The sequence below is a fragment of the Haloarcula rubripromontorii genome (assembly GCF_001280425.1).
Taxonomy (GTDB): domain Archaea; phylum Halobacteriota; class Halobacteria; order Halobacteriales; family Haloarculaceae; genus Haloarcula; species Haloarcula rubripromontorii.
Map to the genome: position 1 here is coordinate 171,541 of NZ_LIUF01000005.1, position 21,915 is coordinate 193,455.

Here is a 21,915-nt window from a genome sequence, read left to right on the forward strand (position 1 = left end):
CTCGCCGGCATCCCGGAAGCTACACAGGGGCGAAGGCCCAACTGCCGACGATGACATCTGGGAGGCGTCGTACAGTCGCGCTGGTGGTGTGTGGGCTGGGCTGGCTGGCCGCGACAGGGACGGCGAGCGCACACGGCGGCAGTCTCGCCGGTGGCGGTCGAGAGTCACTGACGATCCCAACGTGGCTCTTTCTGAGTACCGGCGGCGCGGCCGTCGGCGCGTCGTTTCTGCTGGCGTCGTTCGTCACCGACCGCGCGTTCATCGAGCGCATCCACGACTGGGGGCGACCGCTGTCGGGCAGTTTCGAAGGCATCCTGCGGCTCGCTGGGCAACTCATCGGGCTCGCCGGACTCGCCGCAGTGTTCGTCGTCGGCTTCATCGGGCCGACGAACGCCCGGACGAATCTCGCAATACTGCTCGTCTGGGTCGGCTGGTGGGCCGGGCTGACGATGACGACGTATCTCGTGGGTAACAGCTGGGCGACGCTCAATCCGTTCAAGACTCTCGCGGGGTTCCTCCCGACACTCGACCGCAGTTACCCGGCCCGTGTCGGGTCGTGGCCCGCTGTCGGCGGTCTGCTCGTGCTTGTGTGGGTGGAGGTCGTCAGCCCGCTCGCCGACCAGCCCCGACTGCTCGCGTCGGTTGTCGCCGGCTACGCTACGGTGACGCTCGCGGGCGCGCTCGTGTTCGGACCCGACGACTGGTTCGCTCACGCCGACCCGGTGGAGCGGGTGTTCCGCTACTACGGTCGCTTTGCGCCCATCGGCCGCGATGAGGACGGTCTCAGGCTCCGACTCCCCGGCATGGACCTCTCGACGCCGCGGCTGGTCGACGGGCCTGACGAGGTCGCCTTCGTGATCGCTTTGCTCTGGGTCACGACCTACGACGGGCTGGTCACGACGCCGGCCTGGCGGGACCTGACGACGCCGCTCGTCGCATCCGGTGTTCCGCCGCATCTCCTGTATCCGGTCGCGCTCGCCGTCGGCTTCGCCGGCTTCCTCGGCGTGTATCGACTCGCGGTCCGGCTCTCTCGCGATATGTCGGACACGTATCTGACCCCGGCGGTTCTCGCACGGCGGTTCGCGCCGCCACTCGTCGCCATCGCCGTCGGCTATCATTTCGCGCACTACCTCGGATACTTCCTCGTCCTCGCACCCTCGCTAGCCGTCACGCTTACGTCGCCGTTTGCGAATCCGGCAGTAGTGCCGACCGTCGACCTGCCGGCGTGGTTCAGCGCGGTCGCGCTCGCGTCGGTCATCGTCGGTCATCTGGTCGCTATCTGGGTGGCCCACGCCGCCGCATACGATCTGTTTCCCGCGCGGATGCAGGCGATTCGGTCGCAGTACCCGTTCATCGCGGTCATGGTGTTCTACACGATGACGAGCCTCTGGGTCGTCTCACAGCCGGAGGTGGCACTCCCACATCTATGACTGACACAGCAACCCAGCCGGTAGCTGATACGGCAGCGACACGTACCGACGACGAACCAGCCTACGATGTCCCGGCCGACGCCACCGCCCACACGTGTTCGTACTGCGGCCGGCCGTTCGCCCGCGAGTCTTGGCTCGCGCTCCACCGCGGTCTGGCCCACCCCAACGAACTTGACGACGAGGAGATTGAGGCCTTTCGAGCGGCCCACGACGAGGAGGAAGCGTCGCTTTCGACGTTCCGACTCCAGGCACTGGGCGCGCTCGTACTCATCTACTTTGGCTTCCTGATGGTGTACGCACTCGTGTAGTCTCCGGGTGTCACGCTGTCACCGACACAGCAGCCGGGAAGCGAAGCGTTGATGGGTCGCAGGCGACCAACAAATGGGTATGGACCTTCGCGTTATCGACAAATCCGACACGGAACTCTCTATCGAAATCGCCGGTGAGGACCACACCTTCATGAACGTCATCAAGGGGGCGCTGCTGGAGACAGAGGGCGTCACGGCGGCGACCTACGACGTGAACCCGGAACAGTCCGGCGGCCAGACGGACCCGGTCCTGACGATCAAGACCGAGGAAGGCGTCGACGCGCTGGAGGCGCTCGAAGACGGGACCGACGCCGTCATCGAGAAGGCAGACAGCTTCACCGACGCGTTCGAAGCCGCCGCGTAATTCTAACAGAGCACGTACGTGACGAACACGCGTTCGTCCGGACCGACGTGGATGTCGAGGCCGATTAGTCCGTCCTCCGCTCTCTGAATCCTGTTGCCTCGCTCCATGTAGCTGTCGACGAGTGCGGTTGCCAGCGCCGTCTCGTTCTGGTACTGGCTGAGTGACTGTGGCGTCCGGTCGTAGGCCACCTCGTAGCTGACCACGACTGGGCGCTCACAGGAGAGGGCAAACCGGGAGACTCCCTCGCGCGTTGGCTGCTCGCCGTTGTCGTAGCGCGCGTCGACACGGCCCTTGTTGTAGTAGGCGGCGGCGTCGTCTATGGTCGCATTCCGCGAGACTGTCCCGCCGCCGACGCCCGACCGCCGGACGTTGTACACGTCGACGTAGGTGTCCTCGACTGCGGCGAGCGAGAGCGAGTTGACGGTGTCACCGCTTCCAGCGGGGGATGCGATCTGCGGTGGGCCAGCGGGGGTTTCGGCGGCGAAGCCCGGCAGCGTGATGCCGCCTACAGCAGCGAGCACAATGAGGCCAAGCAGCAGTGCCACGGCGGCGTAGCCGAGGACGTACTTCGTTTCGAGCACGTCCAGCCAGCCGGTCTTTATGTCATCCAGAGGGTCGTCCTCCGGCGGCCCCGTCCGTCGCTCGAAGTTACTCCCGCCACAGCGTTTGCACGGCGGCGAGTTCTTCTGGTGCTGGCGACCGCAGTCCAGACACACCCATCTGGGTCCGCCCTCGACGACTTCTTCGTTGACCTGCGTCACGGCCTCCTCGAAGGAACCGTGTCCGCAGTTGTCACACGGCGGGTCGTTCTCCTCGTGGGGTTTGCCACACCACTCACACCGCCACTTCATTGTTGATACTCCGTGGTGGCCAGATAAAGCCTGCCCGGTGCTGACTCCGCCACGGTCACACCTCCAGGGTCCGCGTGACGTCTGTCTCCACGTCGAAGTGACGCCCGTCGCGGAACACGTCGTAGCCGTACGCCAGAATCGAGAGCGACCCGACCGCTGTCGCGACGAACAGGGCGAGTTCGGCCCGCGTCGCCGTCCCGGCGACCACCGCCGGCCCGTACGTCGCCGGCCAGGTGAGGGCAAACACCGTGTAGGAGACGCCGACGAAGTGCCGCCAGGTGACCGTCGCCGGGCCGACCGACACGGCCGCGAGGGTCCCGGCCAGGAGGAGTCCGACACCGGCGACGAGCATCCCGACCAGGACTGGACTCGTGGCGAGCGCGCTGATGCCGAAGGCAACGAGGAACGCGCCGAGGAGGGCTAAATCGATTAGTCCGAGGTATCGGTACGCCGACTGGTTCATGAGCCTCCATCGACACGTGCGGCCTAAATATTGTCGAACGAGAGGGCTTCGGTTACGGCCGGACCGCACTCCGTTCGGTCCGTCCGTTTCACAGCCGTACCGGAATCCCCTTGCTGTCAAGATATTCCTTCGTCTCCTCGATGGAGTACTCGCCGAAGTGGAAGATAGAAGCGGCAAGACCGGCGTCCGCACCGGCATCGACGAACACTTCCTCCATGTCGGCGGGGCTACCACAGCCCGAGGAAGCGATGACCGGCGTGGAGACGGTATCACAGACGGCTTTCATCAGCGGGATGTCGTAGCCGTCCTTGGTCCCATCGGCGTCGATAGAGTTGACGAACAGCTCGCCCGCGCCGCGCTCTTCTGCTTCGGTGGCCCACTCGATGACGTCCAGTCCAGTTCCCTCGCGCCCGCCCTTGACAGTACACTCGAACCAGCAGGACTCGCCGTCGACCTCGGTGTAGTGCTCGCCCTCGTCGTCGAAGCGCCGCCGGGCGTCGACGGAGATGACGATACACTGGCTGCCGAAGGCGGCCGCGCCCTCGTCGATGAGTTCGGGCTCGGCGATGGCCCCGGAGTTGATAGAGACCTTGTCCGCGCCAGCGCGTAGCGTCTCCTTGATGTCGTCGCGGGTGCGGATGCCCCCGCCGACGGTCAGCGGGATGAACACCTCGTCGGCGACGGCCGAAACTGTATCGAGCATCGTCTCGCGGCCCTCGGCAGAGGCGGTGATGTCCAGAAAGACGAACTCGTCGGCTCCGGACTCGTTGTAGGCCTTGGCCATCTCCACCGGGTCACCGGTGTACTCCAGATCCTCGAAGTTGACTCCCGTGTACACTGCCGCGTCACCGTTCTCGTCCACGTCCACGTCGATACAGGGAATAATCCGTTTCGTGAGCGTCATTCGATAGCTGTGGATTCGACACAACGCCGCTTGACCGTTTCGACTGGTGCAAGTGTCTGGCCGAGTAGTGCCAATCCGACAGCTACACGTACGACGCTCCAGAACCACCGACTATGGCAGACGACCACCACGAGGAGGACCGGCCGGATTACGACCCCGAACATGTCGAACTGCCCGCACGGGAACCGCCGCTTCGCTCGACGGCCCCACAGAGCCCGTTCACCATGTCCCAGGTCGGCACAGGGCTCGGCGTACTGCTGGTCGGACTGGTGCTTACCTTCGGTCTCGCGCTGGCGCTGGCCTGAGACGGTCGATATGGCCTCGCCGGCCGGTATTAATATCAGATCTGATATTCCTGGGGAGGGGTATATAGGCTTACACGTCAATAATTGTTGTACGATGCCGTCCCAGTCAGACGCACGTACGGCAGTCGCTACGGGAACGTCAGTGGCGACTGCTGGGAAACGCGCTGGCCGGGAGGCGACACGCACTGCTCGTGACCGGCTGGACGCCGAGCGAGTGGATTTTTGTCAAGTATTTGCTAGTTCTACGTTTGACCCTGAAGCCGTTCTGGCAGGCGTCAATGCGCTCGTCGACGACGAGACAGCCGTCGTCGGCTGTACGGCCAGTGGCACGTTCACCGAGGCGGGAGCGATGGATACCGGCGTGGCCGTCACGCTCGTTACCAGTGATTCGTTCCGCTTCGATACGGCCCTTGCTGCTGGCCTCAGCGACAACACTCGCGGGACTGTCAGAGACGCTGTCCGGTCGCTTCCTGGAAACGTCGAGGAGCCATACCAGTCAGCGATCGTTCTCCACGACGGTCTCGCGGGCGTCGGTGAGCAGTTGTCGTTGTCAGTCCAGCGACGGCTTGGCCCCTACGTCGAATTCGCAGGTGGGGCAGCGTCTGATGGTCTCCGAATGGAGTCAACGCCGGTGTTTTGCGATGAGTCGGTTGTCGAGGACGCAGTCGTTCTCGTCCTCGTCTCCGGTGAGAAACGGCCGATTATCACCGTCAACCACGGTCACAGCCCTATCTCGAAACCTTGGGAGGTAACCGATGTCTCCGGAAACGTGGTTCACGAACTCAACGGCGAGCCAGCCTTCGAAGTGTGGAAAGACGCCGTCCGAGACCACGCTGCGGAGACATCAGCGGTCGCGGTCGATGATGTCCCCGTCGGTTCAGCACAGCTCAGGAAGCTCATGGTCGCATACCTGTTTGGCATCGATCAGGGTGACACCTACAAGATTCGCTGGCCCCGGACTGCGATTGAAGAGACTGGCGCACTGCAGTTCGCCGTCGATATTCCGGAGGGGACTGTCCTCCGGATAATGCATGGCGACAGAGCGGACCAGATCACGTCCGCCGAGCAGGCTGCTGCCGACGCTGTCTCGCTGTGTGACGGGAATATCGCTGGCGCGTTCGTCTACGACTGTGCATGTCGCCAGATTCTCTTCGACGACGCGTTTTCATCGGCAGTCGACCGTATCACAGCGACCCTGTCGGCCCCCGTCGCTGGGTTTGAGACGTACGGGGAGCTGTGTATGCAGGCCGGACAGCTCAGCGGCTTTCATAACACGACAACGGTGCTCTTCGCACTGCCGGAGTAACAGATGAACCGAACAGGACTCGTTTCGAAGTTCGCAGAAACGGTCGGCATCGAGAAGGCGTCAGCTATCGTCGACGACGCGATAGCTGACCTCGGTATCAGTGACGAAACGGAGATAGACGACACGGACGCACAGGACATCTGTGATATAATCCAGCATAACAACGAGGGATACATCGCACTCGTCGCGAGTGAACTCCGCGTACAGCTGGCGGCACAGGAACGATTTGACGCGCTTCTGGGAAACATTCCGAATCCGGCTGTCGTCGTCGGGTTCGAGCAGCGAGAACCGTACGTCAAGTCGATCAACGAAGCGTTTGCGGACTCGTTTGGCTACGACCAGACGGATGCAGTCGGAGCGGAGCTTCGGACACTCCTTGCACCGCCCGGAGCCGACTCCGAAGTAATCAGGACAGACTGGTGGGAACAGACCGGCCAGTCGGAGCAAGAGGTTAGACGGATGACCGCATCAGGCGAGGTCCGGACCTACCTGTTCCGGAGTACCGTCGTCACTCGCGACAGCAGTCAGCTGGAAGGGTACGGCATCTACACCGACATCACAGACCGAAAGCGCCGCGAGCAGCAACTGAAACACCAGAACGAGCGGCTCGACGAGTTTGTCAGTATCGTCAGCCACGACCTTCGAAACCCGCTAAACGTCGCCTCCGGCCGCACCCAGTTACTGCTCGACGACATCGAGGACGTGGCTGTTCGGGAGGGACTACAGGAGGTCGCCGCGGCACACGAGCGGATGGCGCGGATTCTTGATGACACACTGACGCTCGCTCGTCAGGGGCGGGTCGTCGGAGAGACCGCGAGCGTCTCCATCGAAACTGTCGCGGCCGACGCGTGGCAACAGGTCGAAACCGAGGACGCAACGCTTAGTATCGAGACAGAAGCGACCGTCGAGGCGGACGCCGAGCGCCTCCAGCAGCTATTCGAGAATCTCTACCGGAACGCCATCGAGCACGCGGGCGCTGAATGCTCCGTCGTCGTCTCCGTGCCCGAGGGACACGAGCAGAGTGGGTTCTCTATCGCGGACGATGGCCCTGGTATTCCACCGGACGACCGTGAGCTGGTGTTCGAACACGGTTACTCAACGAACGCGGACGGGACGGGGTTCGGCCTGTCAATCGTTCAAAGCATCGTTGAAGCGCACGGCTGGTCGGTCGCAGTCTCTGAGAGCGAAATGGGCGGCGCGCGGTTCGATATCCGCTGGTAATCAGGCCAGTTCGTCGGTGATAACCGACCGCAGGTCGGCGATTTCTTTGGCGTCGTACTGCAGTTGCTCGTCGTTGACAGTGATATCGAGGCGGTTCGAGCCGTTGGCCTCACCAAGTTCCGTCACCGGCGCGACGCCGTCGAAGGCCTCGCGGACGGCTGCCGGGTCGGTCGTCTCGAACACCACGCGACCGGGCCGTTCGTTGAACAGGAGGCGCTTCTTGCTCCCGCGGTCGACCGTTTCGATTTCGACCGACGCGCCGGCGTCCGCGTGGACCATTTCGGCCAGCGTCACCGCGAGACCGCCGTGGCTCACGTCGTGGCTCGCAAGCACGTGGTCGGCGTCGGCGACCGCGGCAATCGTCTCGATGGCCTCCGTCGAGTCCGCCGGGAGGGCGGGGAAACGGTCGGTGCCGCCGAACTGCGCAGTGTACTCGGAACCGCCGAGGCGCGGGTCGGCCTCGCCTTCGAGTGCGGTGTCGCCGACGACGACGAGCGTGCCCTCGCCCGACAGCGACAGCGGCGGGGCGTCGTAGCCCTCCTTGACGCCGACGAGCGCGAGCGTCGGCGTGGGCGGAATCGGCCCCTCCTGTGAGTCGTTGTACAGCGAGACGTTGCCGCCGACGACCGGCACGTCGAGATCGCTGCACATGTCCGCCAGGCCGTCGACGATGCCTTTGAAGCCGCCGTACACGTCCGGTTTCTCGGGGTTGCCGCCGTTCAGACAGTCCACGGCCGCGTGGGGCGTCGCGCCCTTCGCGGCGACGTTCGTGGCGTTTTCCAGCGCGACGGCGCGAGCGCCTTCGTAGGGGGCCGCGTCGGTCCAGTTGGGGTCCGCGCCGGCCGAGAAGGCGAGCCCGGTGCCGGCCTCGCGGATGGCGAGCAGGGCGGCATCGTCGCCCGGCAGGACGCTCGTTCGGACCTGCACCTCGTGGTCGTACTGGCGGTAGACCCACCGCTTCGAGGCACAGTTCGGGCTGCCGACGATGCGGTCGAACGCCTCGTCCAGCGACACGGTCGGCAGGTCTCGCTCCTGTTTCGGTGGCGCGTCGCTCGGCAGGTCGTTCATCGGCGCACCGTCGCCGAGGAACGCGGCGTCCACGTCGACGACCGTCTCGCCCTCGAAGGTGCAGACATAGTTCGTCCCCGGCTCGGTGAGTTCGCCGATGACCGAACAACCGAGGTCGAACCGCTCCGCGAGTTCGGCCACGCGGTCGACGTTCTCCGGTGCGACCTCGTACACCATCCGCTCCTGGCTCTCGGCGAGCAGGTACTCCATGGCGTTCATGTTTGGCTCGCGCTCGTGGACGCGGTCGAGTTCGATGCGCGCGCCGAGGCCGCCTTTGGCGACTAGCTCCGAAGACGCCCCTCCGAGGCCAGCGGCTCCGAGGTCGCGGGCCGACTCGACGAGTTCCTCGTCCAGCAGCGCCTCGTTGCACTCGATGAGCAGTTTCTCCGAGTACGGGTCGCCGACCTGCACGGCCGGCCGGTCCTCCGTTTCGGCGTCCTCGGCGAGGTCCTCGCTGGCGAAGGAGGCCCCGCCTAGGCCGTCCCGGCCCGTCGCGTTGCCGACGAGGACGAGCTTGTTACCCGGTTCCTGCGCCTCGGCGGTGATGGTCCGCTCGGGCTCCAGCAGGCCGATACAGGAGACGTTCACCAGGGGGTTGCCCTCGTAGTCGTCGTGGAAGGCGACGCTGCCGGCGACGGTCGGAACGCCGATGCAGTTCCCGTAGTGGGAGATACCTTCGACGACGCCCTCGAAGAGATAGCGGGAGTGTTCTCGGTCGAAGTCGCCGAAGTACAGGCAGTCGGCCAGCGCGATTGGGTAGGCTCCCATCGAGAGGGTGTCGCGGACGATGCCGCCGACACCGGTGGCCGCTCCGTCGAACGGGTCGACGTAGGACGGGTGGTTGTGGGACTCGACGCCCATCGTGATGTACATCTCCTCGCCGTCGCCGTGGGTCGGCAGGGAGACGACGGCCGCGTCGTCGCCGGGACCGATGACGACCTGGTCGCCCTCGGAGTCGAACGCCGACAGCAGGGGGCGAGAGGAGCGATACGCGCAGTGTTCGCTCCAGAGGTTCTCGAAGAGAGCGGCCTCCGCCCGTGTCGGCTCCCGACCGATCTCCTCGACCACGAGTTCGTGGTCCGCGTCGGACAGGCTCATTACCTCGTCGTGGCCGCCCACAAGATAAGTCCCTTTCCATGCACTCGCGCCGGCAGGACGAACGTGCAACAGCGTCGGTAGCACACGACCCGCGTCTGTCGAGGTGAACGCCTGCTCACCGACCCGCAGCCAATAGCTGAAACACATGTCTGACCACGACCTTCCACTGCCCTCAGCTATGGTTTTCAGGAAGTGAAGATGGAGATATAGCGTAGTTATGACAGAGGTCTGTGCCGGTATTCTGCAGGAACCACACGGAAATCCCTTTTTCAAATCAGATAACCGGCCCTCGCAGTATATATGGCCGCTGGGCGTACCCCGGTACAGGATGGGGTCCGCGGATAGCGACTGGCTGACGCTGGAGGGGAGTTCCTTCTCTGTCCGGTCGTTCTCCAGCGTGTGGGCGGTGGCGCTGGCGACCTACGGCGTCGGCGACGTGGTTACTACCATCGCCATCGTCTATTTCGTTCCGACGTTCACCGAGGCGAATCCCGCGATTCGATGGGCAATCCAGTCGTTCGGCGGCGGCGGCTTCCTCGGACTCAAACTCCTCGTTATCTACTGCTGTCTCGGCTTGAGCATCTGGGGCGGCGTGCTGGAGGAGGACCCGCTGCTCTATTACGGCCCGCCGGCGCTCCTGACAGTGCTTGGCCTCGTTGTGACCGGTTTCAATCTCACGCTCCTGTTTTCCTGACAAGCCGCCACAGGCACATCCCTTCGAAGTAGCGACGCTAGCAAGTGAGACATCCCGGCGAGGACTGGGCTACGCAGCCGTCGTGTTGCTGGTGGTTGTCCCGTTCGACTCGTCGGTAGCCGGTGTCGGGGTTTCAGTCAGGAGCGCACTCGGCGGCGGCGAGCCACTGCCGCCGCTTTCGGTCGGCGTGGAATCGGCTCCAGTCGGTGTCTCCGTCGAGGCTGACTCTGTCGGCGTCGGCGACGTCTCGACGGCGGACTGGTTGGGTGCCGAGTCGCTGGTGTCGGTGAGACCAAGAGTTCCGACACCGGCACCGATGACGGCGAGTGAAACGAGAAGAACGAGTCCCAGAAGCCGCTTGTTGTAGGTCCCGTCCGCATCTCGGACGATGCCGCTACTCATGTCAGTTCTGCCTCCGGCCGGCCGCGGCACCACGCTTGAAGTACACCGTTATCATCGTTTTTCGACACGTTGTTGTGCTTTATCGTGCAGAGACCTCTCCACGGCCCCACCGGGCAACCGATATCCAACCCAGTCGAATCGGCTTAAGATATGTCGCCCAGCAGACCGTATAATGGTTTCCATGTTTTCAGCCGTCACACAAGCTGGGTTCTCCCAGCAGTATTCTGCCAATGTGGTTGCCCGGACCGACCGTCAGCGGGTGTGGCGTCATGAGTTCGCGGAGCACGCTACGCTGCGGACTATCGGTCGTCAGAACGGGACGCTCTCATCGGACGCGTTGTCTTCATCGTCGGTTCGGAGTTCGCCGGTTTGCCGGTACCGTGTTTCGAGCCGCTGGAGTTTGTCGTTGATACTCGTACTCTGGTGGTGAGCCGGGCTTACGCGAACGCGGACAAGGTCGTACTCGTGGCGGTCTGACAGCCCGTTCCAGGCGCGGAACGCGCCGACAGTCAGCGTGTCGCTCTGGGGGCAGAACTCGGTCGTCGGCGTGAACTCCGCTCTGAGAACACTGCTGTCGTCGGGTTCACGGCCGTAACGGAAGCCTGCGTCCGGGTGACGGTGGTCGAGGTTCAGCCGTGCGAGGTTGTACCCGAAGGTCATGTCGTACACGCCACGCTCGTCGAACAGATCCATCGTGAGTCGGTGGAAGGCGGCGTGGTCGGCGCCGGTCAGTACCGCTGTCTCAGACAGAAACGGGCCGGGGTCGGGGTTGTGTTCGAGAACGAAGGTTCCGTAGCTGTCGAACCCGACGTCTGAGCCGCCGCGGAGGCCGGAGAGAAGGCTCATAATGGAATGAACGGGCGGCACACATCAGGGCCTACTCCCGAACGTGTTCGGGGTAACCCCCTCCCCGACTCCCGGCGAACACGCAGGTGATGCCAGCAACCACACTCGACCTGCGTGAGACGCCGCCGCCCGAGCGACACTCGAAGATACACGACTCTTTCGAGGCGCTGTCGTCCGGAGAGACGCTTCGGATTATCAACGACCACGAACCGAAGCCGCTGTTCTACGAAATGCAAGCTGAGGTCGAGGCGTTCGACGCAGCGAATTACCGGTGCGAGCAGGACGGTCCAGAAAAGTACGTCGCTGATCTCCCGAAACAATGAGCAAATCCACTGCCGCAGAAACCGAGCGAGCAACGCTCGACGGTGACGAAAACGGCCGGACGAGGTTGTTTGACGGGGAGCCAAAGACCATCCAGTTGATGCTTGGTGCGGGCGAGTCAATTCCGGCGCATAAGCATCCCGGTCGGGACATCGTGTTCTTCCTCCGTTCAGGCGCCGTGGATCTGACGCTCGGTGACGAGACGCTGTCACTCTCTCCCGGAGACATCGTCCGGTTTGACGGGGATCAGGACATCTCCCCCGCCGCAGCGGCGGACAGCGAGGCACTGCTCGTTCTGGCGGCGTCGTCGGAGTAGTCGCATACTGGCCGGCTGTCTCTTCGTGCGGATATCGCGCTTCTGCGGACGCAATAGTCGCCACGGGAGTACGACTGCTCGCCTCACTCGAACAGGGAGATCGCCGTTTCGATCCGCTCGTCGTCCGCGTTCCTCGCCGCGTCCTGCAGACTTGCACGGGGGACAGCGAGCAGTCGCTCGACGAGCCGCTCGCTCAGTTGTTCGACCGCCAGCCGCTGGGCAGCCGTCAGGTCACCGTCCTGCTGGAGCTGTGACAGCGTCCGTTCGAGTTGCTCCTGTTGAATCTTCGCACCACGGCTGTTGATACGAGCGACCGCTTCGTCGACGTCGACAGGTGGCTCCGTGTTCCGACTCATCTGCGCCAGATGACCGTCACTGTCGCGTCCTCGGTCTCAACACTTTCGAAGTCGTATCCTCTGTCTTCGAGTTTCGGATAGAGGTGCTGTGGGGCACGGTCGTTGAACTGGACGAGCACGGTATCGTCGTCGAGGTCCGCAAGCAACTCCAGCGTCTGCTTGAGCGGCTTCGGCGGCCCCAGCGACTGCACGTCGAGACATTCCGTCGGCGCGTCATCGGGCGCATCGGTTTCCGAAACCAGGGCCGCGGTTTGGGCTGTTGGCTGGTGGTTCGGCGTCATGTGTTCTCGTTCGGTTGTGAGCGGGCCGTCCCTTTTCCCGAACATATTCGGCCACACTGCCAGCAAGGACAGGGCCGTATCAGACGATAATGAGCGGAATACCTGCTGATGTGGACGCTGACGCCGCACCGCCGATGACGGTGCCGCTGCGTCATTTCGTCGTCGCGCTGGCGTTTCTGGTCGCCGGTGTCACCGTCGGCGTCGTCGAGGGTCGGACCGGCCACCTCGCACAGGTCCACCTGCTGCTTGCGGGGTGGGTCTGTCTCACCATCATGGGCGCACTGACGCAGTTCGTCCCGGTCTGGTGTGGCATCGAACTCCATTCGCGTCACCTTGCCGCTGTGCAGTTACCACTCGCAGCGGTCGGGTTCGCGGGGCTGGCAGCTGGCTTCCTGACGGGGACTCCCGCGCTATTGCCAGTTGCTGGCGCAATCGCGCTGGTCGGGGTCTGGATCCTCTGTTACAACGTCGGGCGGACACTGCTCGCTGCAGCGCCCGATGTCACGGCGATTCATTTCGGCTTGGCACTGGTGTTTTTCGCCCTCGTGACGACCGCCGGGGTGGTGCTGGCGCTGGACCACGCTGCCGGGGTCCTCCCGTTGCTTGGCATCGGCCGACAGGGACTCTTGCTTGCTCATGGAACACTCGCCGTGTTCGGCGCGGTCCTGACAACTGTCGCGGGCGCGCTGGCCCAGCTCGCCCCGATGTTTACGCAGGCCGACACCGGCCGCATTGACACGGCGGCCCAGCGGGTCGAGACCGCCTGCTATCCGGTCGGTGTTCTCCTGCTGGCCGGCGGCCGCTTGGTCGGCTCGCTTGCTCTGGCCCGCATCGGTGCAGTACTGGTCGCTGCTGGTCTCGGCGTGGTGGCGCTGCTTCTGGCGCGACAGCTAATCGGTGCGCGCGTCGAGTGGTCGCCGATGCTGACCCGCTACAGTGTCGCGGCGTTGTCGCTGTTTCTCTGGGCCGGCCTGACGGCGGTCGCATGGTGGACCGACCCGCTCGCGTACACCGGGCTGCTCGGTCAGCCGTCGACTGTGTTGCTCGTCGGTGGCGTCGGCTTTGTCGTCTTCGGGACGCTGTATCACGTCGTCCCGTTCATTATCTGGGTCCATCGGTACAGTGACCGTCTCGGTTTCGAAGACGTGCCGATGGTCGATGACCTGTACAACCACCGGATCGCGGCGGTCGATGGTGTTGCACTGACTATTGCGTACGCCCTCCTCGTGAGTAAGCAGTGGCTTGAGACACCGAACGGCACGGCGCTGGCCGTCGGGCTACTCGCGTTTTTCGGAAGCGTCCTGTTCGCGGGGAACCTCGTCGCCGTCTTCGTCGAGCACAGCCCACAATCGCTGCCGACACTCCTGACCGGTCGTGAGCGCACGCCCGGCGAGGACTCGTGACTCAGGTCGTCGTGGTCGGTTGATCGGTGTACAGCGAGTACGTCAGGATAAAGAACCCAGCAGCGGTGAACAGTTCTTCGACAGTGACACTCTGTGCTACCGGCATCCCGACGAGCTGGTGGAGGCTCCCGCCGAGTATCGCGCCCAGCGTGACGAACCCGATGCCGAAACAGAGCGCCCGCATCGCCGGTGCCTGCGTGCGACGGTATGCGCGGTAGGTCAACGTCGTCAGTACCACACCACAGAACAGTGTGACTGTCTTCATCCCGATTAACAGCACTGCGTTCGCTCCGAGCATGCTCCTGATTGACACGTCCTTACAAATATACCGTCCGTCGCGTTTCCAGTCGGTGAGAATACCACTGCAACAACGCAACACGGAGCAGCTGCCCGCGCCGACTAAATCGAGACCGAAGAAGCGAATCTGTTACGGTGGGGTGCTTTCCGTACTCGCTACCGGACGTACAGCGAGTACAGGATGATACCCAGGCCGATGGCCGTCAGCGAACTCGACGTGAAGACGCTTACCGGAAGCAGTTCTTGGCCGAGATACCTGCCAATGGCGATGTCGAGCACACCGCCGGCAAACGCACCGAGGGTCACCACCCCGAACCCGTATGTGAGCCACTTGTGCTGGGGGCTTTTCGTCCGGCTGTACGCCTGATACGAGTAGTACGTTATCAGTCCGCCAAGAATGAGGATCAGTGTCTTCGAGACGACGATGCCGACCTGTGAACTTGGGATGTGTACCATGGTTATGTCTCCTTTCGCACCTCAGACCAGAGGTTTTCGAGCCGTTGGTCCGGCGTCCGAGCGCGATGTGAGATGTCGACGGTGAGCGACAGTTCCTCGTCGAGACTGATGACAACCTCCTCGAAATCGATAGCGTACCGGCTCGCGTGTTGCCCGTCCGACCTGACCTCGACGCCCTCGTACAGCAACGAGGACTCCGTCAGTAGTTCGAGCTTTCGGTAGGTCGTCGATAGCGGTACGCCGCTCCGGTCGGATATCTCGCTCGCTGTCAACGGTTCCTCCAGTACGCTGACAATGGCGCGGCAGTCCTCGTCGTCGAGTGCGTCGAGGACCGCCTGTAACTCCGGCGTCTCCTCGTCAGCGAAGGGGTCCCGGACCATCCTTGCCCGACACTGCCCGCCCAAGACGTTTAATGTAACCGACTTCGGAGCGCTTACCGCCTGACAGAGTCGACGTTTCCGCCACACGGTACGCAATATATAGGGAACTTATCTGTAACCGTGCATTCGTTCCCAATTACTGAGAACGGTTCCGTTGACCTGAGAACTCGCTTTGGGGGTTTATACTGTGGTGTCTTATCGTCAATTGCTTATGGAAGACCAGATCGGCGCACCCGGATCGGGCATCTCCCGTCGCGACTTCGTGAAAGCCTCCGGCCTCGGCGGCACGGTCGCGCTCGCGGGCTGTACCGCTCCGGGTGAGGTTCCAACTGAAGAGTCAGTCGACACCAGCACGACTCCAGCGCAATCCGACAGCGACCTCCCGACCACGTCGCCGCCGGAGATTGTCAACGTCGACGAACAGGGTGGTGAAGTGACGCTTTCCTCCGTCCCGGCCAAACACGAGGCTCACCCCGGCGAATCGATGGGCGGCCCAGTCGAACTGCCGAAGGTGTGGGCGTTCAAGGCCGACGACGGCGAACCGAGCGTTCCAGGGCCGATTCTTCGGACGACGGAAGGCGAGGACATGGAGGTCACCTTCGACAACACGGACGGCATGCGCCCGCATACGGTCCACTTCCACGCCGTCCAGAAGCAGTGGGAGGACGACGGCGTCCCGACGACGACGGGCATCCGTATCGACCCCGGCGAGAAGCACACCTACACTATCCCCGCGAACGTGACGGGCACGCACCTCTATCACTGCCATTACCAGACCCATCGCCACATCGACATGGGGATGTACGGCATCTTCCGTGTCGATCCGAAGGGGTACGAGCCGGCCGACAAGGAGTACTTCATGACGCTGAAGGAGTGGGACTCCCGGCTGAACCGTCAGATGGCCGGCATGGACGCCAGCTACGACGTTCGTAACCGCCGCCCTGACACGTTCACGGTCAACGGGAAGTCCGCGCCCCGGACGCTTCACCCGGAGGACGGTTCGCCAATCATCGTCGAGCAGGGTGATACGGTGCGCATCCACATGTGTAACAACGGGTACATGGACCACCCGATGCACATCCACAACCACCGCTTCCAGGTGACTCACAAGGACGGCGGAAAGATTCCGGAAGCCGCTCGCCACGATCAGGACATCACCAGCATCCCGCCCGCCGGTCGGCACACCATCGAGTTCGAAGCCGACGCCGACCCCGGCATCTACCTCGCGCACTGTCACAAGGTCAGCCACGCGATGAACGGAACCTCCTACCCCGGTGGGATGATCACCGGTGTTGTCTACAAGGAAGCGATGGACACCGATATCTTCAAGCAGTTGATGGACTACGCCGGTTACGAAGGGTGACCCGGCGTTTGACGGGCCGTTGAATCGATCGCCCGTGGCATAGACGTTGTTTCTGGAACGATTTCAAAGAGCGGACCCAAAGCGGTAGTTCTTGCGCAACTGCTGAAATAAATCTCATACTGCTATATCGAATTTGGTTGTGGTTCCCAACAACTGGGAACACGCTGGACCCGTTTTTCTTAGGGAAACTAATGGGAGCGTATGGAAGAGTTCGACCACGAGGTAGACGCCCCGCGCGGCGCAACAAGTCGCGAGTGGGAGGTGTTCGTCCGCGAGGAGACGGCGGACCCGCTTGCTCACGTCGGCAGTGTCAGCGCGCCGTCCGTCGACATCGCCAGAGAGCAGGCCGCGTCACTGTTCGGACGGACCGCCGTCACGCTGTGGCTGTGTCCCGCCGACGAGACTCACCGCTACCAGACGGACGATGCGGCCCTCGGGTCGGGAACGACGGGGGACGACGCCACGATGAGCCTCGACGAGATGGAGTCGGAGACGCTCCGGGGTGAGAACCGATGATTTCGGTCTCGAAACTGCTCTGTGACTTAGACGCCGAGGGGGACGGCCTCCGGTACGACGCGGCCGACGAGTCCACCAAACGCCAGATCAGAGATAAAAAGCAGCGCCGGCCGGTCGTCGTCTGGAACGTCACCAAGCAGTGCAATCTCTACTGTGACCACTGCTACGCCGCCGCTGACACCGAAATTGCCGACGGCGAACTCTCGACTGCGGAAGGGAAAGCGCTGCTTGAGGACCTGGCGGACTACGGTGCGCCGGTGGTGCTGTTCTCCGGGGGCGAGCCGCTCGTCCGACAGGACCTCGAAGAGCTGGTCGCCTACGCGAACGAGGTCGGTGTCCGCCCGGTGCTCTCGACCAACGGGACGCTCATCACCGAGGAGCGCGCCCAGTCGCTCAAGGACGCCGGGCTGAAATACGCCGGCGTCTCCGTCGACGGCCTGCCCGAGCGCAACGACGACTTCCGCGGGGTCGACGGCGCGTTCGAGGGCGCGGTTCAGGGCATCGAGAACTGCCTCGACGCGGGCCTGAAGACCGGCCTCCGATACACCATCACCGAGCGCAACGCCGCGGATCTGGAGGGCGTCGTGGACCTGCTGACCGACGTGGGCGTGGATCGCTTCTGCTTCTACCATCTCGACTACGGCGGCCGCGGGACCGAAATCGTCGACGCCGACCTCACACCCGAGGACCGTCGGCAGGCGGTCAAGCGAGTCTGTGACATGACTCGCGAGTACCACGACCGCGGCGAGGAGATCGAGACACTACTGGTCGGGAACTACGCCGACGCTGCCTATCTCGTGGAGTACGCCCGCGAGCACATGAGCGACGCGCAGGCCCAGCGAGTGTACGAGTATCTACGGGTCAACGGCGGGGATCCGACCGGCGAACGCGTCGCTGACGTGGACTATCAGGGCAACGTCCACCTCACGCAGTTCTGGCAGGGGTACTCGCTGGGGAACGTCCGCGACCGCTCGTTCGGCGACATCTGGGAGGACGAGTCGAACCCGCTGCTTCGGGCGCTCCGGAACCGCGAGGACCACCTCACGGGGAAATGCGCCGACTGCCGTTACGCCGAGGTCTGCCGCGGGGCCTCCCGGCTACGGGCGCTCACCGTCGAAGACGACCTGTTCGCCCCGGACCCGCAGTGTTATCTGGAGGACGCCGAGGTTCACGGGCCGCCACCGTTCGATACCGGTGAGAACTCGATGGCCAGCGGGCGTTCGGCTGACTGAATCGGGCCACGTCATTTTAACCCCCATCAAACCAAGGGAGACGACTCATTCCTGCGTGCTGGTAACTATCACATGCGACCGTCGATTGACGGTCGTGTCGTCGGGAGACACACGCTCAGTCTCGTGGGACAGATGGGCGTTCCTTCGGGCATTCGGCCGCCATGGACACGGCGGCCGGTTTGTTCTCTGTGAGCACTGGGGCGGACCGGGGCGTTTTTGCCCTGCCCCCCGCTATCGACACCTGTGCAGTCGGTTGAGCTACACGCGCATTCGTCGCTGTCGTACGACGGCCGGGACCCGGTCGAGCTCCTCTTAGAGCAAGCCAGCGGTGTCGGACTGGACGCGCTGGCTGTGACTGACCACGACGAAATCGACGCCAGCCTCCGGGCGGCCGAACTCGCCCCGGAGTACGGCCTCGTCGGGATTCCCGGGATGGAGGTTACGTGTGCCGCCGGGCACGTCCTCGCCCTGGGGATTCAGGAGGCGATTCCGCCACACCTCCCGTTCGACGAGACGCTTGACCGCATCCGCGACCAGGGCGGGCTCGCGGTCGTCCCGCATCCGTTTCAGGAGTCCCGCCACGGCGTCCTCGAACACATATCGAAGGCCGAACTCGCCACTGCTGACGCCATCGAGGTGTACAACTCCCGGCTGTTGACCGGGCGGTCGAACCGGCAGGCCGAGCGGTTCGCGCGACGGAAGGGGCTGCCGATGACCGCCGGCAGCGACGCTCACATCGCTGAGATGGTCGGGCAGGCGGTCACCAACGTCGGCACGGACGAGCGAACGGTCGAGGCGATTCTGGACGCGATCCGCGAGGGTAAGACGACCGTCGAAGGCAAGCGGACGCCGTGGCGGATCAGCTTCCGGCAGGCCGCCGGCGGGGCGAAGCGACGCGTCAAGAACGGTATCGCGGAGCTCCTCCAGTGATGCAGGGAGCCGATACGGACGCCGTCGCCGACGCGCTCGAACGCGGCGACGCGCTCGCTGGAACTGGTGGGTTCGCAGGCGAACTGGACGGGACGCTCGTCCGGGACGTTCTCGGGCGGTACCCGCTGTTCGTGGAGCGGTCCGTCTCCGAGGAGGGGCGGCTCGACCCCGAGAAGTGGAGCCACGACCCGACGGCGCTGGCTGACCCGCGGTCGTTCCCGGCCGGCCACGTTCGGGACGACAGCGGGACCCGACGGCGCTGGACGCTGCCATCGCCCGACCCGTTCGATACCCGTGAAACGGCAATCGAGCGGGTCCGCGCCGCTGTCGAGACGAGCATCGACGCCGTCGACACTGATGGGCTGGCAATCGCGTTCTCGGGCGGCGTGGACTCGGCGCTGCTCGCGGCCCGGCTCGACGCACCGCTGTACGTCGCCGGGTTCCCGGACAGCCACGACGTTGCGGCCGCTCGGTCGGCCGCTGACCTGCTGGGAACGGAAGTCCGCGTCGTCGAGCTAACCCACGACGCCATCGAGCGGGCGGTCCCCGAAATTGCCAGCGCCACCGCGCGCACAAACGCGATGGACGTACAGATAGCGCTCCCGCTGTACCTCGGTGCTGAACAGGTCGCGGCGGACGGCTTCGACCGGCTTGCGCTCGGGCAGGGTGCGGACGAACTGTTCGGCGGCTATGCAAAAGTCGCCAAGGCTCCTGAAGACCCTCGCGTCGAGGCCGACACCGTCCGCGGGGCGCAGCGAGAGGTCATCGCCTCGCTCCCCGACCAACTGGAGCGGGATGTGCTCGCCCTGCGGGCGGCGGGCGTCGAACCGGTGACGCCGCTGCTACACGACCGCGTGGTCGACGCCGCGCTGCGACTGGACGGCGACCTACTCGTCGACGGTGAGACGCGGAAAGTCGCGCTCCGGGCGGTCGCCCGGGAGTCGCTCCCGGACGAGATTGCGGACCGGGACAAGAAGGCCGCGCAGTACGGCTCGCTGGCCGCCCGGGAACTCGACCGTCTGGCCCGGCAGGCCGGCTACAAGCGGCGGATGGACAACCACGTCACGCAGTACATTGAATCGCTCGTCGAGTGAGCCGCGTCTACGCCTCGTGAACCGATTCGATTGCCCGCTGGCCGACCTCGACGACGTCTGCCGGGAGTTCATCGCTCCGATTCTGTAGCTCACTAGCAGAGAACCATTCCCAGTCTTCGGCCGGCTGTTCGCCCGGCCCCGGTGTGATGTCGCGGCTGTCCGCCCGGCCGTAGAAGATGAAGTCGATGTGCTGGTGGCCGACATCGCCCTCTGCGCTGACGTTGATGTCTTCGAGCAGGAAATGCTGTGGCTGGGGTATCGACCGGACCGTCTCGCTCTCGATATCCTGCTGCGGTGCGATGAGGTCGACATCGAGGCCCAGTTCCTCGCGCGTCTCGCGCAGTGCAGCCTCGTGCGGCAGTTCGTCGCGGTCGATGTGGCCACCGGCGGGCAGCCACATGTCGAGTTTGCTGTGTTCGTGTAGCGCGACGGAGCCGTCGCTGACGACGTAGACGGTCGCGACAAAATGGCGGGTCGTCTCCATACCGGTGGAACGGTACAGGCAGAGGTTTAGGTTACGATACCAGTCAGGGGTGGATGTTGTCTTCCGCTTCCAGGAGTTCGTGGTAGCGGTTGCGGATGGTGACTTCCGAGATGTTCGCCACCTCGCTGACCTGGCTCTGGGTCACCTTCTCGTTGGTGAGCAGCGAGGCGGCGTAGACGGCGGCGGCGGCGAGGCCGACCGGCGACTTCCCGGAGTGGACCCCCTCCTGCTTGGCGTTCTGGAGGAGCTGGCGGGCGCGCCGTTCGACCTCCTCAGAGAGGTCGAGGTCCGACGCGAACCGCGGGACGTAGCTCTCGGGGTCGGCAGGCTGGATTTCCAGCGAGAGTTCGCGGACGACGTAGCGGTAGGTGCGGGCGATTTCGTCTTTCTCGACGCGGGAGACGCCCGCAATCTCGTCGAGCGAGCGCGGTGTCCCGGCCTGTCGCGCGGCGGCGTACAGCGACGCTGTCGAGACACCCTCGATGGAGCGGCCGGGCAGCAGGTCCTCGTCGAGTGCGCGGCGATAGATGACGCTGGCCGTCTCACGAACGTTCTCGGGCAGTCCGAGCGCCGAGGCCATCCGGTCGATCTCTCCGAGGGCCTGCTTGAGGTTGCGCTCCTTGGAGTCGCGGGTCCGGAACCGCTCGTTCCAGGTGCGCAGGCGCTGCATCTTCTCACGCTGGCGCGAGGACAGGGAGTTGCCGTAGGCGTCCTTGTCCTGCCAGCCGATGTTCGTCGAGAGGCCCTTGTCGTGCATCATGTTCGTCGTCGGCGCGCCGACGCGGGACTTCTCGTCTTTCTCCTTCGAATCGAACGCGCGCCACTCGGGACCGGGGTCGATCTCGTCCTCCTCGACCACCAGCCCACAGTCTTCACACACCGTTTCACCGCGCTCGCTGTCGGAGAGTAACGCACCGCTACACTCCGGACAGACGAGTGACTCCGACTCCTCTTCCTCCGTCTGCTCTGTCTCCGTTTCGCGCTCGTTCGAGTATCGGCGGATGCTGGTATCGGTCATTTGTTGGGGGTGGGACAACCGGGTATCGTACCCGAAAAACGTGTTGTACTCTACTGTTGTATCTACGGCGACTTAAAACTTTTGTCCGTTTCAGAAGTCCAATTTTTGGAACGGGAAACAAGAGTTGGCAAATCTTGTGTATTCACTTCCCCAATTGTTAACTAGTTTATATTTTCGCCCGGTGTTTCGAAACGCTTACCGCGTATCC

The 21,915-nt window shown here is 63.9% G+C and carries 28 protein-coding genes; 15 read left to right on the forward strand and 13 right to left on the reverse strand.

Annotated elements, in window-relative coordinates; all coding sequences use genetic code 11:
- Positions 1-83 precede the first annotated feature (83 nt).
- The 3 genes from AMS69_RS15910 (at position 84) to AMS69_RS15920 (ending at position 2,102) form a co-directional block, all read left to right on the forward strand.
- A complete protein-coding gene (locus AMS69_RS15910) occupies positions 84-1,430 on the forward strand; it encodes a hypothetical protein (protein WP_080508853.1) in 1,347 nt (448 codons plus the stop codon).
- A complete protein-coding gene (locus tag AMS69_RS15915) occupies positions 1,427-1,738 on the forward strand; it encodes a C2H2-type zinc finger protein (RefSeq protein ID WP_053969056.1) in 312 nt (103 codons plus the stop codon). The genes AMS69_RS15910 and AMS69_RS15915 overlap by 4 nt, the downstream gene beginning before the upstream one ends.
- Positions 1,739-1,817: 79 nt before the next feature.
- Positions 1,818-2,102, forward strand: coding sequence for a DNA-directed RNA polymerase subunit L (locus tag AMS69_RS15920; RefSeq protein ID WP_005538371.1), 285 nt, complete (start codon positions 1,818-1,820; stop codon positions 2,100-2,102).
- A gap of 2 nt (positions 2,103-2,104) precedes the next feature.
- Here AMS69_RS15920 and AMS69_RS15925 read toward each other — a convergent pair whose 3' ends face one another.
- The 3 genes from AMS69_RS15925 to hisF form a co-directional block, all read right to left on the reverse strand.
- Positions 2,105-2,953 carry a hypothetical protein gene (locus AMS69_RS15925; RefSeq protein ID WP_053969057.1) on the reverse strand — a complete coding sequence of 283 codons (849 nt, stop codon included), beginning with the start codon at positions 2,951-2,953 and terminating at the stop codon, positions 2,105-2,107.
- A 55-nt stretch (positions 2,954-3,008) separates the two neighbouring features.
- Positions 3,009-3,416: a hypothetical protein gene (locus AMS69_RS15930; RefSeq protein WP_053969058.1), complete on the reverse strand. Its 408-nt coding sequence runs from the start codon at positions 3,414-3,416 to the stop codon at positions 3,009-3,011.
- A gap of 88 nt (positions 3,417-3,504) precedes the next feature.
- A complete protein-coding gene (gene hisF / locus AMS69_RS15935) occupies positions 3,505-4,320 on the reverse strand; it encodes an imidazole glycerol phosphate synthase subunit HisF (RefSeq protein ID WP_053969059.1) in 816 nt (271 codons plus the stop codon).
- A gap of 113 nt (positions 4,321-4,433) precedes the next feature.
- On the opposite strand from hisF, the gene AMS69_RS15940 reads away from it, so the two are divergent.
- The 3 genes from AMS69_RS15940 to AMS69_RS15950 all read left to right on the forward strand — a co-directional run bounded on the left by AMS69_RS15940 (position 4,434) and on the right by AMS69_RS15950 (position 7,152).
- Positions 4,434-4,625, forward strand: a complete 192-nt coding sequence (locus tag AMS69_RS15940; RefSeq protein WP_053969060.1) for a DUF7550 family protein — start codon at positions 4,434-4,436, stop codon at positions 4,623-4,625.
- Between the two features lie 94 nt (positions 4,626-4,719).
- The gene (locus AMS69_RS15945) at positions 4,720-5,931 is read left to right on the forward strand and encodes an FIST signal transduction protein (protein ID WP_053969061.1); all 1,212 of its coding nucleotides are present in this window, start codon (positions 4,720-4,722) and stop codon (positions 5,929-5,931) included.
- A gap of 3 nt (positions 5,932-5,934) precedes the next feature.
- Positions 5,935-7,152, forward strand: a complete 1,218-nt coding sequence (locus AMS69_RS15950) for a two-component system sensor histidine kinase NtrB (protein ID WP_053969062.1) — start codon at positions 5,935-5,937, stop codon at positions 7,150-7,152.
- Here AMS69_RS15950 and purL read toward each other — a convergent pair whose 3' ends face one another.
- Entirely contained in the window at positions 7,153-9,318 is a 2,166-nt protein-coding gene (gene purL, locus AMS69_RS15955) for a phosphoribosylformylglycinamidine synthase subunit PurL (RefSeq protein WP_053969063.1), read from the reverse strand. It abuts the gene before it with no gap.
- 328 nt (positions 9,319-9,646) lie between these two features.
- On the opposite strand from purL, the gene AMS69_RS15960 reads away from it, so the two are divergent.
- Positions 9,647-10,012, forward strand: a complete 366-nt coding sequence (locus AMS69_RS15960; RefSeq protein ID WP_053969064.1) for a hypothetical protein — start codon at positions 9,647-9,649, stop codon at positions 10,010-10,012.
- A 69-nt stretch (positions 10,013-10,081) separates the two neighbouring features.
- Here the strand turns inward: AMS69_RS15960 and AMS69_RS15965 are convergent, their stop codons facing one another.
- Both AMS69_RS15965 and AMS69_RS15970 read right to left on the reverse strand, forming a co-directional pair.
- On the reverse strand, positions 10,082-10,414 hold the full coding sequence (locus tag AMS69_RS15965) for a hypothetical protein (RefSeq protein WP_053969065.1): 333 nt from the start codon (positions 10,412-10,414) through the stop codon (positions 10,082-10,084).
- Positions 10,415-10,723: 309 nt separating this feature from the next.
- Positions 10,724-11,260 (reverse strand): hypothetical protein, encoded by a 537-nt coding sequence (locus AMS69_RS15970; protein ID WP_053969066.1) that lies wholly within the window; start codon positions 11,258-11,260, stop codon positions 10,724-10,726.
- Positions 11,261-11,349: 89 nt separating this feature from the next.
- Here AMS69_RS15970 and AMS69_RS15975 point away from each other — a divergent pair, with 89 nt between their 5' ends.
- Together AMS69_RS15975 and AMS69_RS15980 are read left to right on the forward strand one after the other, a co-directional pair.
- Positions 11,350-11,583 (forward strand): DUF2249 domain-containing protein, encoded by a 234-nt coding sequence (locus AMS69_RS15975; protein ID WP_053969067.1) that lies wholly within the window; start codon positions 11,350-11,352, stop codon positions 11,581-11,583.
- The gene (locus AMS69_RS15980) at positions 11,580-11,897 is read left to right on the forward strand and encodes a cupin domain-containing protein (protein WP_053969068.1); all 318 of its coding nucleotides are present in this window, start codon (positions 11,580-11,582) and stop codon (positions 11,895-11,897) included. The genes AMS69_RS15975 and AMS69_RS15980 overlap by 4 nt, the downstream gene beginning before the upstream one ends.
- Before the next feature lie 83 nt (positions 11,898-11,980).
- Here AMS69_RS15980 and AMS69_RS15985 read toward each other — a convergent pair whose 3' ends face one another.
- Together AMS69_RS15985 and AMS69_RS15990 are read right to left on the reverse strand one after the other, a co-directional pair.
- Positions 11,981-12,253 carry a glutamyl-tRNA reductase gene (locus AMS69_RS15985; RefSeq protein ID WP_053969069.1) on the reverse strand — a complete coding sequence of 91 codons (273 nt, stop codon included), beginning with the start codon at positions 12,251-12,253 and terminating at the stop codon, positions 11,981-11,983.
- A complete protein-coding gene (locus AMS69_RS15990; RefSeq protein WP_206043568.1) occupies positions 12,250-12,534 on the reverse strand; it encodes a DUF2249 domain-containing protein in 285 nt (94 codons plus the stop codon). The genes AMS69_RS15985 and AMS69_RS15990 overlap by 4 nt, the downstream gene beginning before the upstream one ends.
- Positions 12,535-12,623: 89 nt before the next feature.
- Here AMS69_RS15990 and AMS69_RS15995 point away from each other — a divergent pair, with 89 nt between their 5' ends.
- Positions 12,624-13,937 carry a hypothetical protein gene (locus AMS69_RS15995; RefSeq protein WP_053969071.1) on the forward strand — a complete coding sequence of 438 codons (1,314 nt, stop codon included), beginning with the start codon at positions 12,624-12,626 and terminating at the stop codon, positions 13,935-13,937.
- Between the two features lies 1 nt (position 13,938).
- Here the strand turns inward: AMS69_RS15995 and AMS69_RS16000 are convergent, their stop codons facing one another.
- From AMS69_RS16000 to AMS69_RS16010, 3 genes are all read right to left on the reverse strand, one after another.
- Complete coding sequence (locus AMS69_RS16000; protein ID WP_053969072.1) at positions 13,939-14,235, reverse strand: DUF7521 family protein; 297 nt, start codon at positions 14,233-14,235, stop codon at positions 13,939-13,941.
- A 155-nt stretch (positions 14,236-14,390) separates the two neighbouring features.
- Entirely contained in the window at positions 14,391-14,690 is a 300-nt protein-coding gene (locus AMS69_RS16005; protein ID WP_053969073.1) for a DUF7521 family protein, read from the reverse strand.
- A gap of 2 nt (positions 14,691-14,692) precedes the next feature.
- Complete coding sequence (locus tag AMS69_RS16010) at positions 14,693-15,070, reverse strand: helix-turn-helix domain-containing protein (protein WP_004516178.1); 378 nt, start codon at positions 15,068-15,070, stop codon at positions 14,693-14,695.
- 211 nt (positions 15,071-15,281) lie between these two features.
- On the opposite strand from AMS69_RS16010, the gene AMS69_RS16015 reads away from it, so the two are divergent.
- The 5 genes from AMS69_RS16015 to AMS69_RS16035 all read left to right on the forward strand — a co-directional run bounded on the left by AMS69_RS16015 (position 15,282) and on the right by AMS69_RS16035 (position 20,205).
- The gene (locus tag AMS69_RS16015) at positions 15,282-16,433 is read left to right on the forward strand and encodes a multicopper oxidase domain-containing protein (RefSeq protein ID WP_053969074.1); all 1,152 of its coding nucleotides are present in this window, start codon (positions 15,282-15,284) and stop codon (positions 16,431-16,433) included.
- A gap of 201 nt (positions 16,434-16,634) precedes the next feature.
- A complete protein-coding gene (locus AMS69_RS16020; protein ID WP_053969075.1) occupies positions 16,635-16,949 on the forward strand; it encodes an Htur_1727 family rSAM-partnered candidate RiPP in 315 nt (104 codons plus the stop codon).
- Complete coding sequence (locus AMS69_RS16025; RefSeq protein ID WP_053969076.1) at positions 16,946-18,181, forward strand: TIGR04347 family pseudo-SAM/SPASM protein; 1,236 nt, start codon at positions 16,946-16,948, stop codon at positions 18,179-18,181. The genes AMS69_RS16020 and AMS69_RS16025 overlap by 4 nt, the downstream gene beginning before the upstream one ends.
- A 243-nt stretch (positions 18,182-18,424) precedes the next feature.
- On the forward strand, positions 18,425-19,111 hold the full coding sequence (locus AMS69_RS16030; RefSeq protein WP_053969077.1) for a PHP domain-containing protein: 687 nt from the start codon (positions 18,425-18,427) through the stop codon (positions 19,109-19,111).
- Positions 19,111-20,205 carry an asparagine synthase C-terminal domain-containing protein gene (locus AMS69_RS16035; RefSeq protein WP_053969078.1) on the forward strand — a complete coding sequence of 365 codons (1,095 nt, stop codon included), beginning with the start codon at positions 19,111-19,113 and terminating at the stop codon, positions 20,203-20,205. The genes AMS69_RS16030 and AMS69_RS16035 overlap by 1 nt, the downstream gene beginning before the upstream one ends.
- Before the next feature lie 7 nt (positions 20,206-20,212).
- Here the strand turns inward: AMS69_RS16035 and AMS69_RS16040 are convergent, their stop codons facing one another.
- The gene (locus AMS69_RS16040; RefSeq protein WP_053969079.1) at positions 20,213-20,689 is read right to left on the reverse strand and encodes an NUDIX hydrolase; all 477 of its coding nucleotides are present in this window, start codon (positions 20,687-20,689) and stop codon (positions 20,213-20,215) included.
- 43 nt (positions 20,690-20,732) lie between these two features.
- A complete protein-coding gene (locus AMS69_RS16045) occupies positions 20,733-21,707 on the reverse strand; it encodes a transcription initiation factor IIB (RefSeq protein ID WP_004591831.1) in 975 nt (324 codons plus the stop codon).
- Positions 21,708-21,915: the final 208 nt, after the last annotated feature.

What these genes read in the sequence shown, in the direction of transcription:
- AMS69_RS15945 (WP_053969061.1), top strand. Translation starts at nt 4,720, where the DNA reads ATGCCGTCCCAGTCAGACGCACGTACGGCAGTCGCTACGGGAACGTCA.
- AMS69_RS15915 (WP_053969056.1), top strand. Translation starts at nt 1,427, where the DNA reads ATGACTGACACAGCAACCCAGCCGGTAGCTGATACGGCAGCGACACGT.
- AMS69_RS15920 (WP_005538371.1), top strand. Translation starts at nt 1,818, where the DNA reads ATGGACCTTCGCGTTATCGACAAATCCGACACGGAACTCTCTATCGAA.
- AMS69_RS15995 (WP_053969071.1), top strand. Translation starts at nt 12,624, where the DNA reads ATGAGCGGAATACCTGCTGATGTGGACGCTGACGCCGCACCGCCGATG.
- AMS69_RS16015 (WP_053969074.1), top strand. Translation starts at nt 15,282, where the DNA reads ATGGAAGACCAGATCGGCGCACCCGGATCGGGCATCTCCCGTCGCGAC.
- AMS69_RS16025 (WP_053969076.1), top strand. Translation starts at nt 16,946, where the DNA reads ATGATTTCGGTCTCGAAACTGCTCTGTGACTTAGACGCCGAGGGGGAC.
- AMS69_RS15925 (WP_053969057.1), bottom strand. Translation starts at nt 2,953, where the DNA reads ATGAAGTGGCGGTGTGAGTGGTGTGGCAAACCCCACGAGGAGAACGAC.
- AMS69_RS16020 (WP_053969075.1), top strand. Translation starts at nt 16,635, where the DNA reads ATGGAAGAGTTCGACCACGAGGTAGACGCCCCGCGCGGCGCAACAAGT.
- AMS69_RS16035 (WP_053969078.1), top strand. Translation starts at nt 19,111, where the DNA reads ATGCAGGGAGCCGATACGGACGCCGTCGCCGACGCGCTCGAACGCGGC.
- AMS69_RS15980 (WP_053969068.1), top strand. Translation starts at nt 11,580, where the DNA reads ATGAGCAAATCCACTGCCGCAGAAACCGAGCGAGCAACGCTCGACGGT.
- hisF (WP_053969059.1), bottom strand. Translation starts at nt 4,320, where the DNA reads ATGACGCTCACGAAACGGATTATTCCCTGTATCGACGTGGACGTGGAC.
- AMS69_RS15930 (WP_053969058.1), bottom strand. Translation starts at nt 3,416, where the DNA reads ATGAACCAGTCGGCGTACCGATACCTCGGACTAATCGATTTAGCCCTC.
- AMS69_RS15985 (WP_053969069.1), bottom strand. Translation starts at nt 12,253, where the DNA reads ATGAGTCGGAACACGGAGCCACCTGTCGACGTCGACGAAGCGGTCGCT.
- AMS69_RS16045 (WP_004591831.1), bottom strand. Translation starts at nt 21,707, where the DNA reads ATGACCGATACCAGCATCCGCCGATACTCGAACGAGCGCGAAACGGAG.
- AMS69_RS16010 (WP_004516178.1), bottom strand. Translation starts at nt 15,070, where the DNA reads ATGGTCCGGGACCCCTTCGCTGACGAGGAGACGCCGGAGTTACAGGCG.
- purL (WP_053969063.1), bottom strand. Translation starts at nt 9,318, where the DNA reads ATGAGCCTGTCCGACGCGGACCACGAACTCGTGGTCGAGGAGATCGGT.
- AMS69_RS15990 (WP_206043568.1), bottom strand. Translation starts at nt 12,534, where the DNA reads ATGACGCCGAACCACCAGCCAACAGCCCAAACCGCGGCCCTGGTTTCG.
- AMS69_RS15975 (WP_053969067.1), top strand. Translation starts at nt 11,350, where the DNA reads ATGCCAGCAACCACACTCGACCTGCGTGAGACGCCGCCGCCCGAGCGA.
- AMS69_RS16000 (WP_053969072.1), bottom strand. Translation starts at nt 14,235, where the DNA reads ATGCTCGGAGCGAACGCAGTGCTGTTAATCGGGATGAAGACAGTCACA.
- AMS69_RS16005 (WP_053969073.1), bottom strand. Translation starts at nt 14,690, where the DNA reads ATGGTACACATCCCAAGTTCACAGGTCGGCATCGTCGTCTCGAAGACA.
- AMS69_RS15940 (WP_053969060.1), top strand. Translation starts at nt 4,434, where the DNA reads ATGGCAGACGACCACCACGAGGAGGACCGGCCGGATTACGACCCCGAA.
- AMS69_RS15960 (WP_053969064.1), top strand. Translation starts at nt 9,647, where the DNA reads ATGGGGTCCGCGGATAGCGACTGGCTGACGCTGGAGGGGAGTTCCTTC.
- AMS69_RS16040 (WP_053969079.1), bottom strand. Translation starts at nt 20,689, where the DNA reads ATGGAGACGACCCGCCATTTTGTCGCGACCGTCTACGTCGTCAGCGAC.
- AMS69_RS15970 (WP_053969066.1), bottom strand. Translation starts at nt 11,260, where the DNA reads ATGAGCCTTCTCTCCGGCCTCCGCGGCGGCTCAGACGTCGGGTTCGAC.
- AMS69_RS15965 (WP_053969065.1), bottom strand. Translation starts at nt 10,414, where the DNA reads ATGAGTAGCGGCATCGTCCGAGATGCGGACGGGACCTACAACAAGCGG.
- AMS69_RS15950 (WP_053969062.1), top strand. Translation starts at nt 5,935, where the DNA reads ATGAACCGAACAGGACTCGTTTCGAAGTTCGCAGAAACGGTCGGCATC.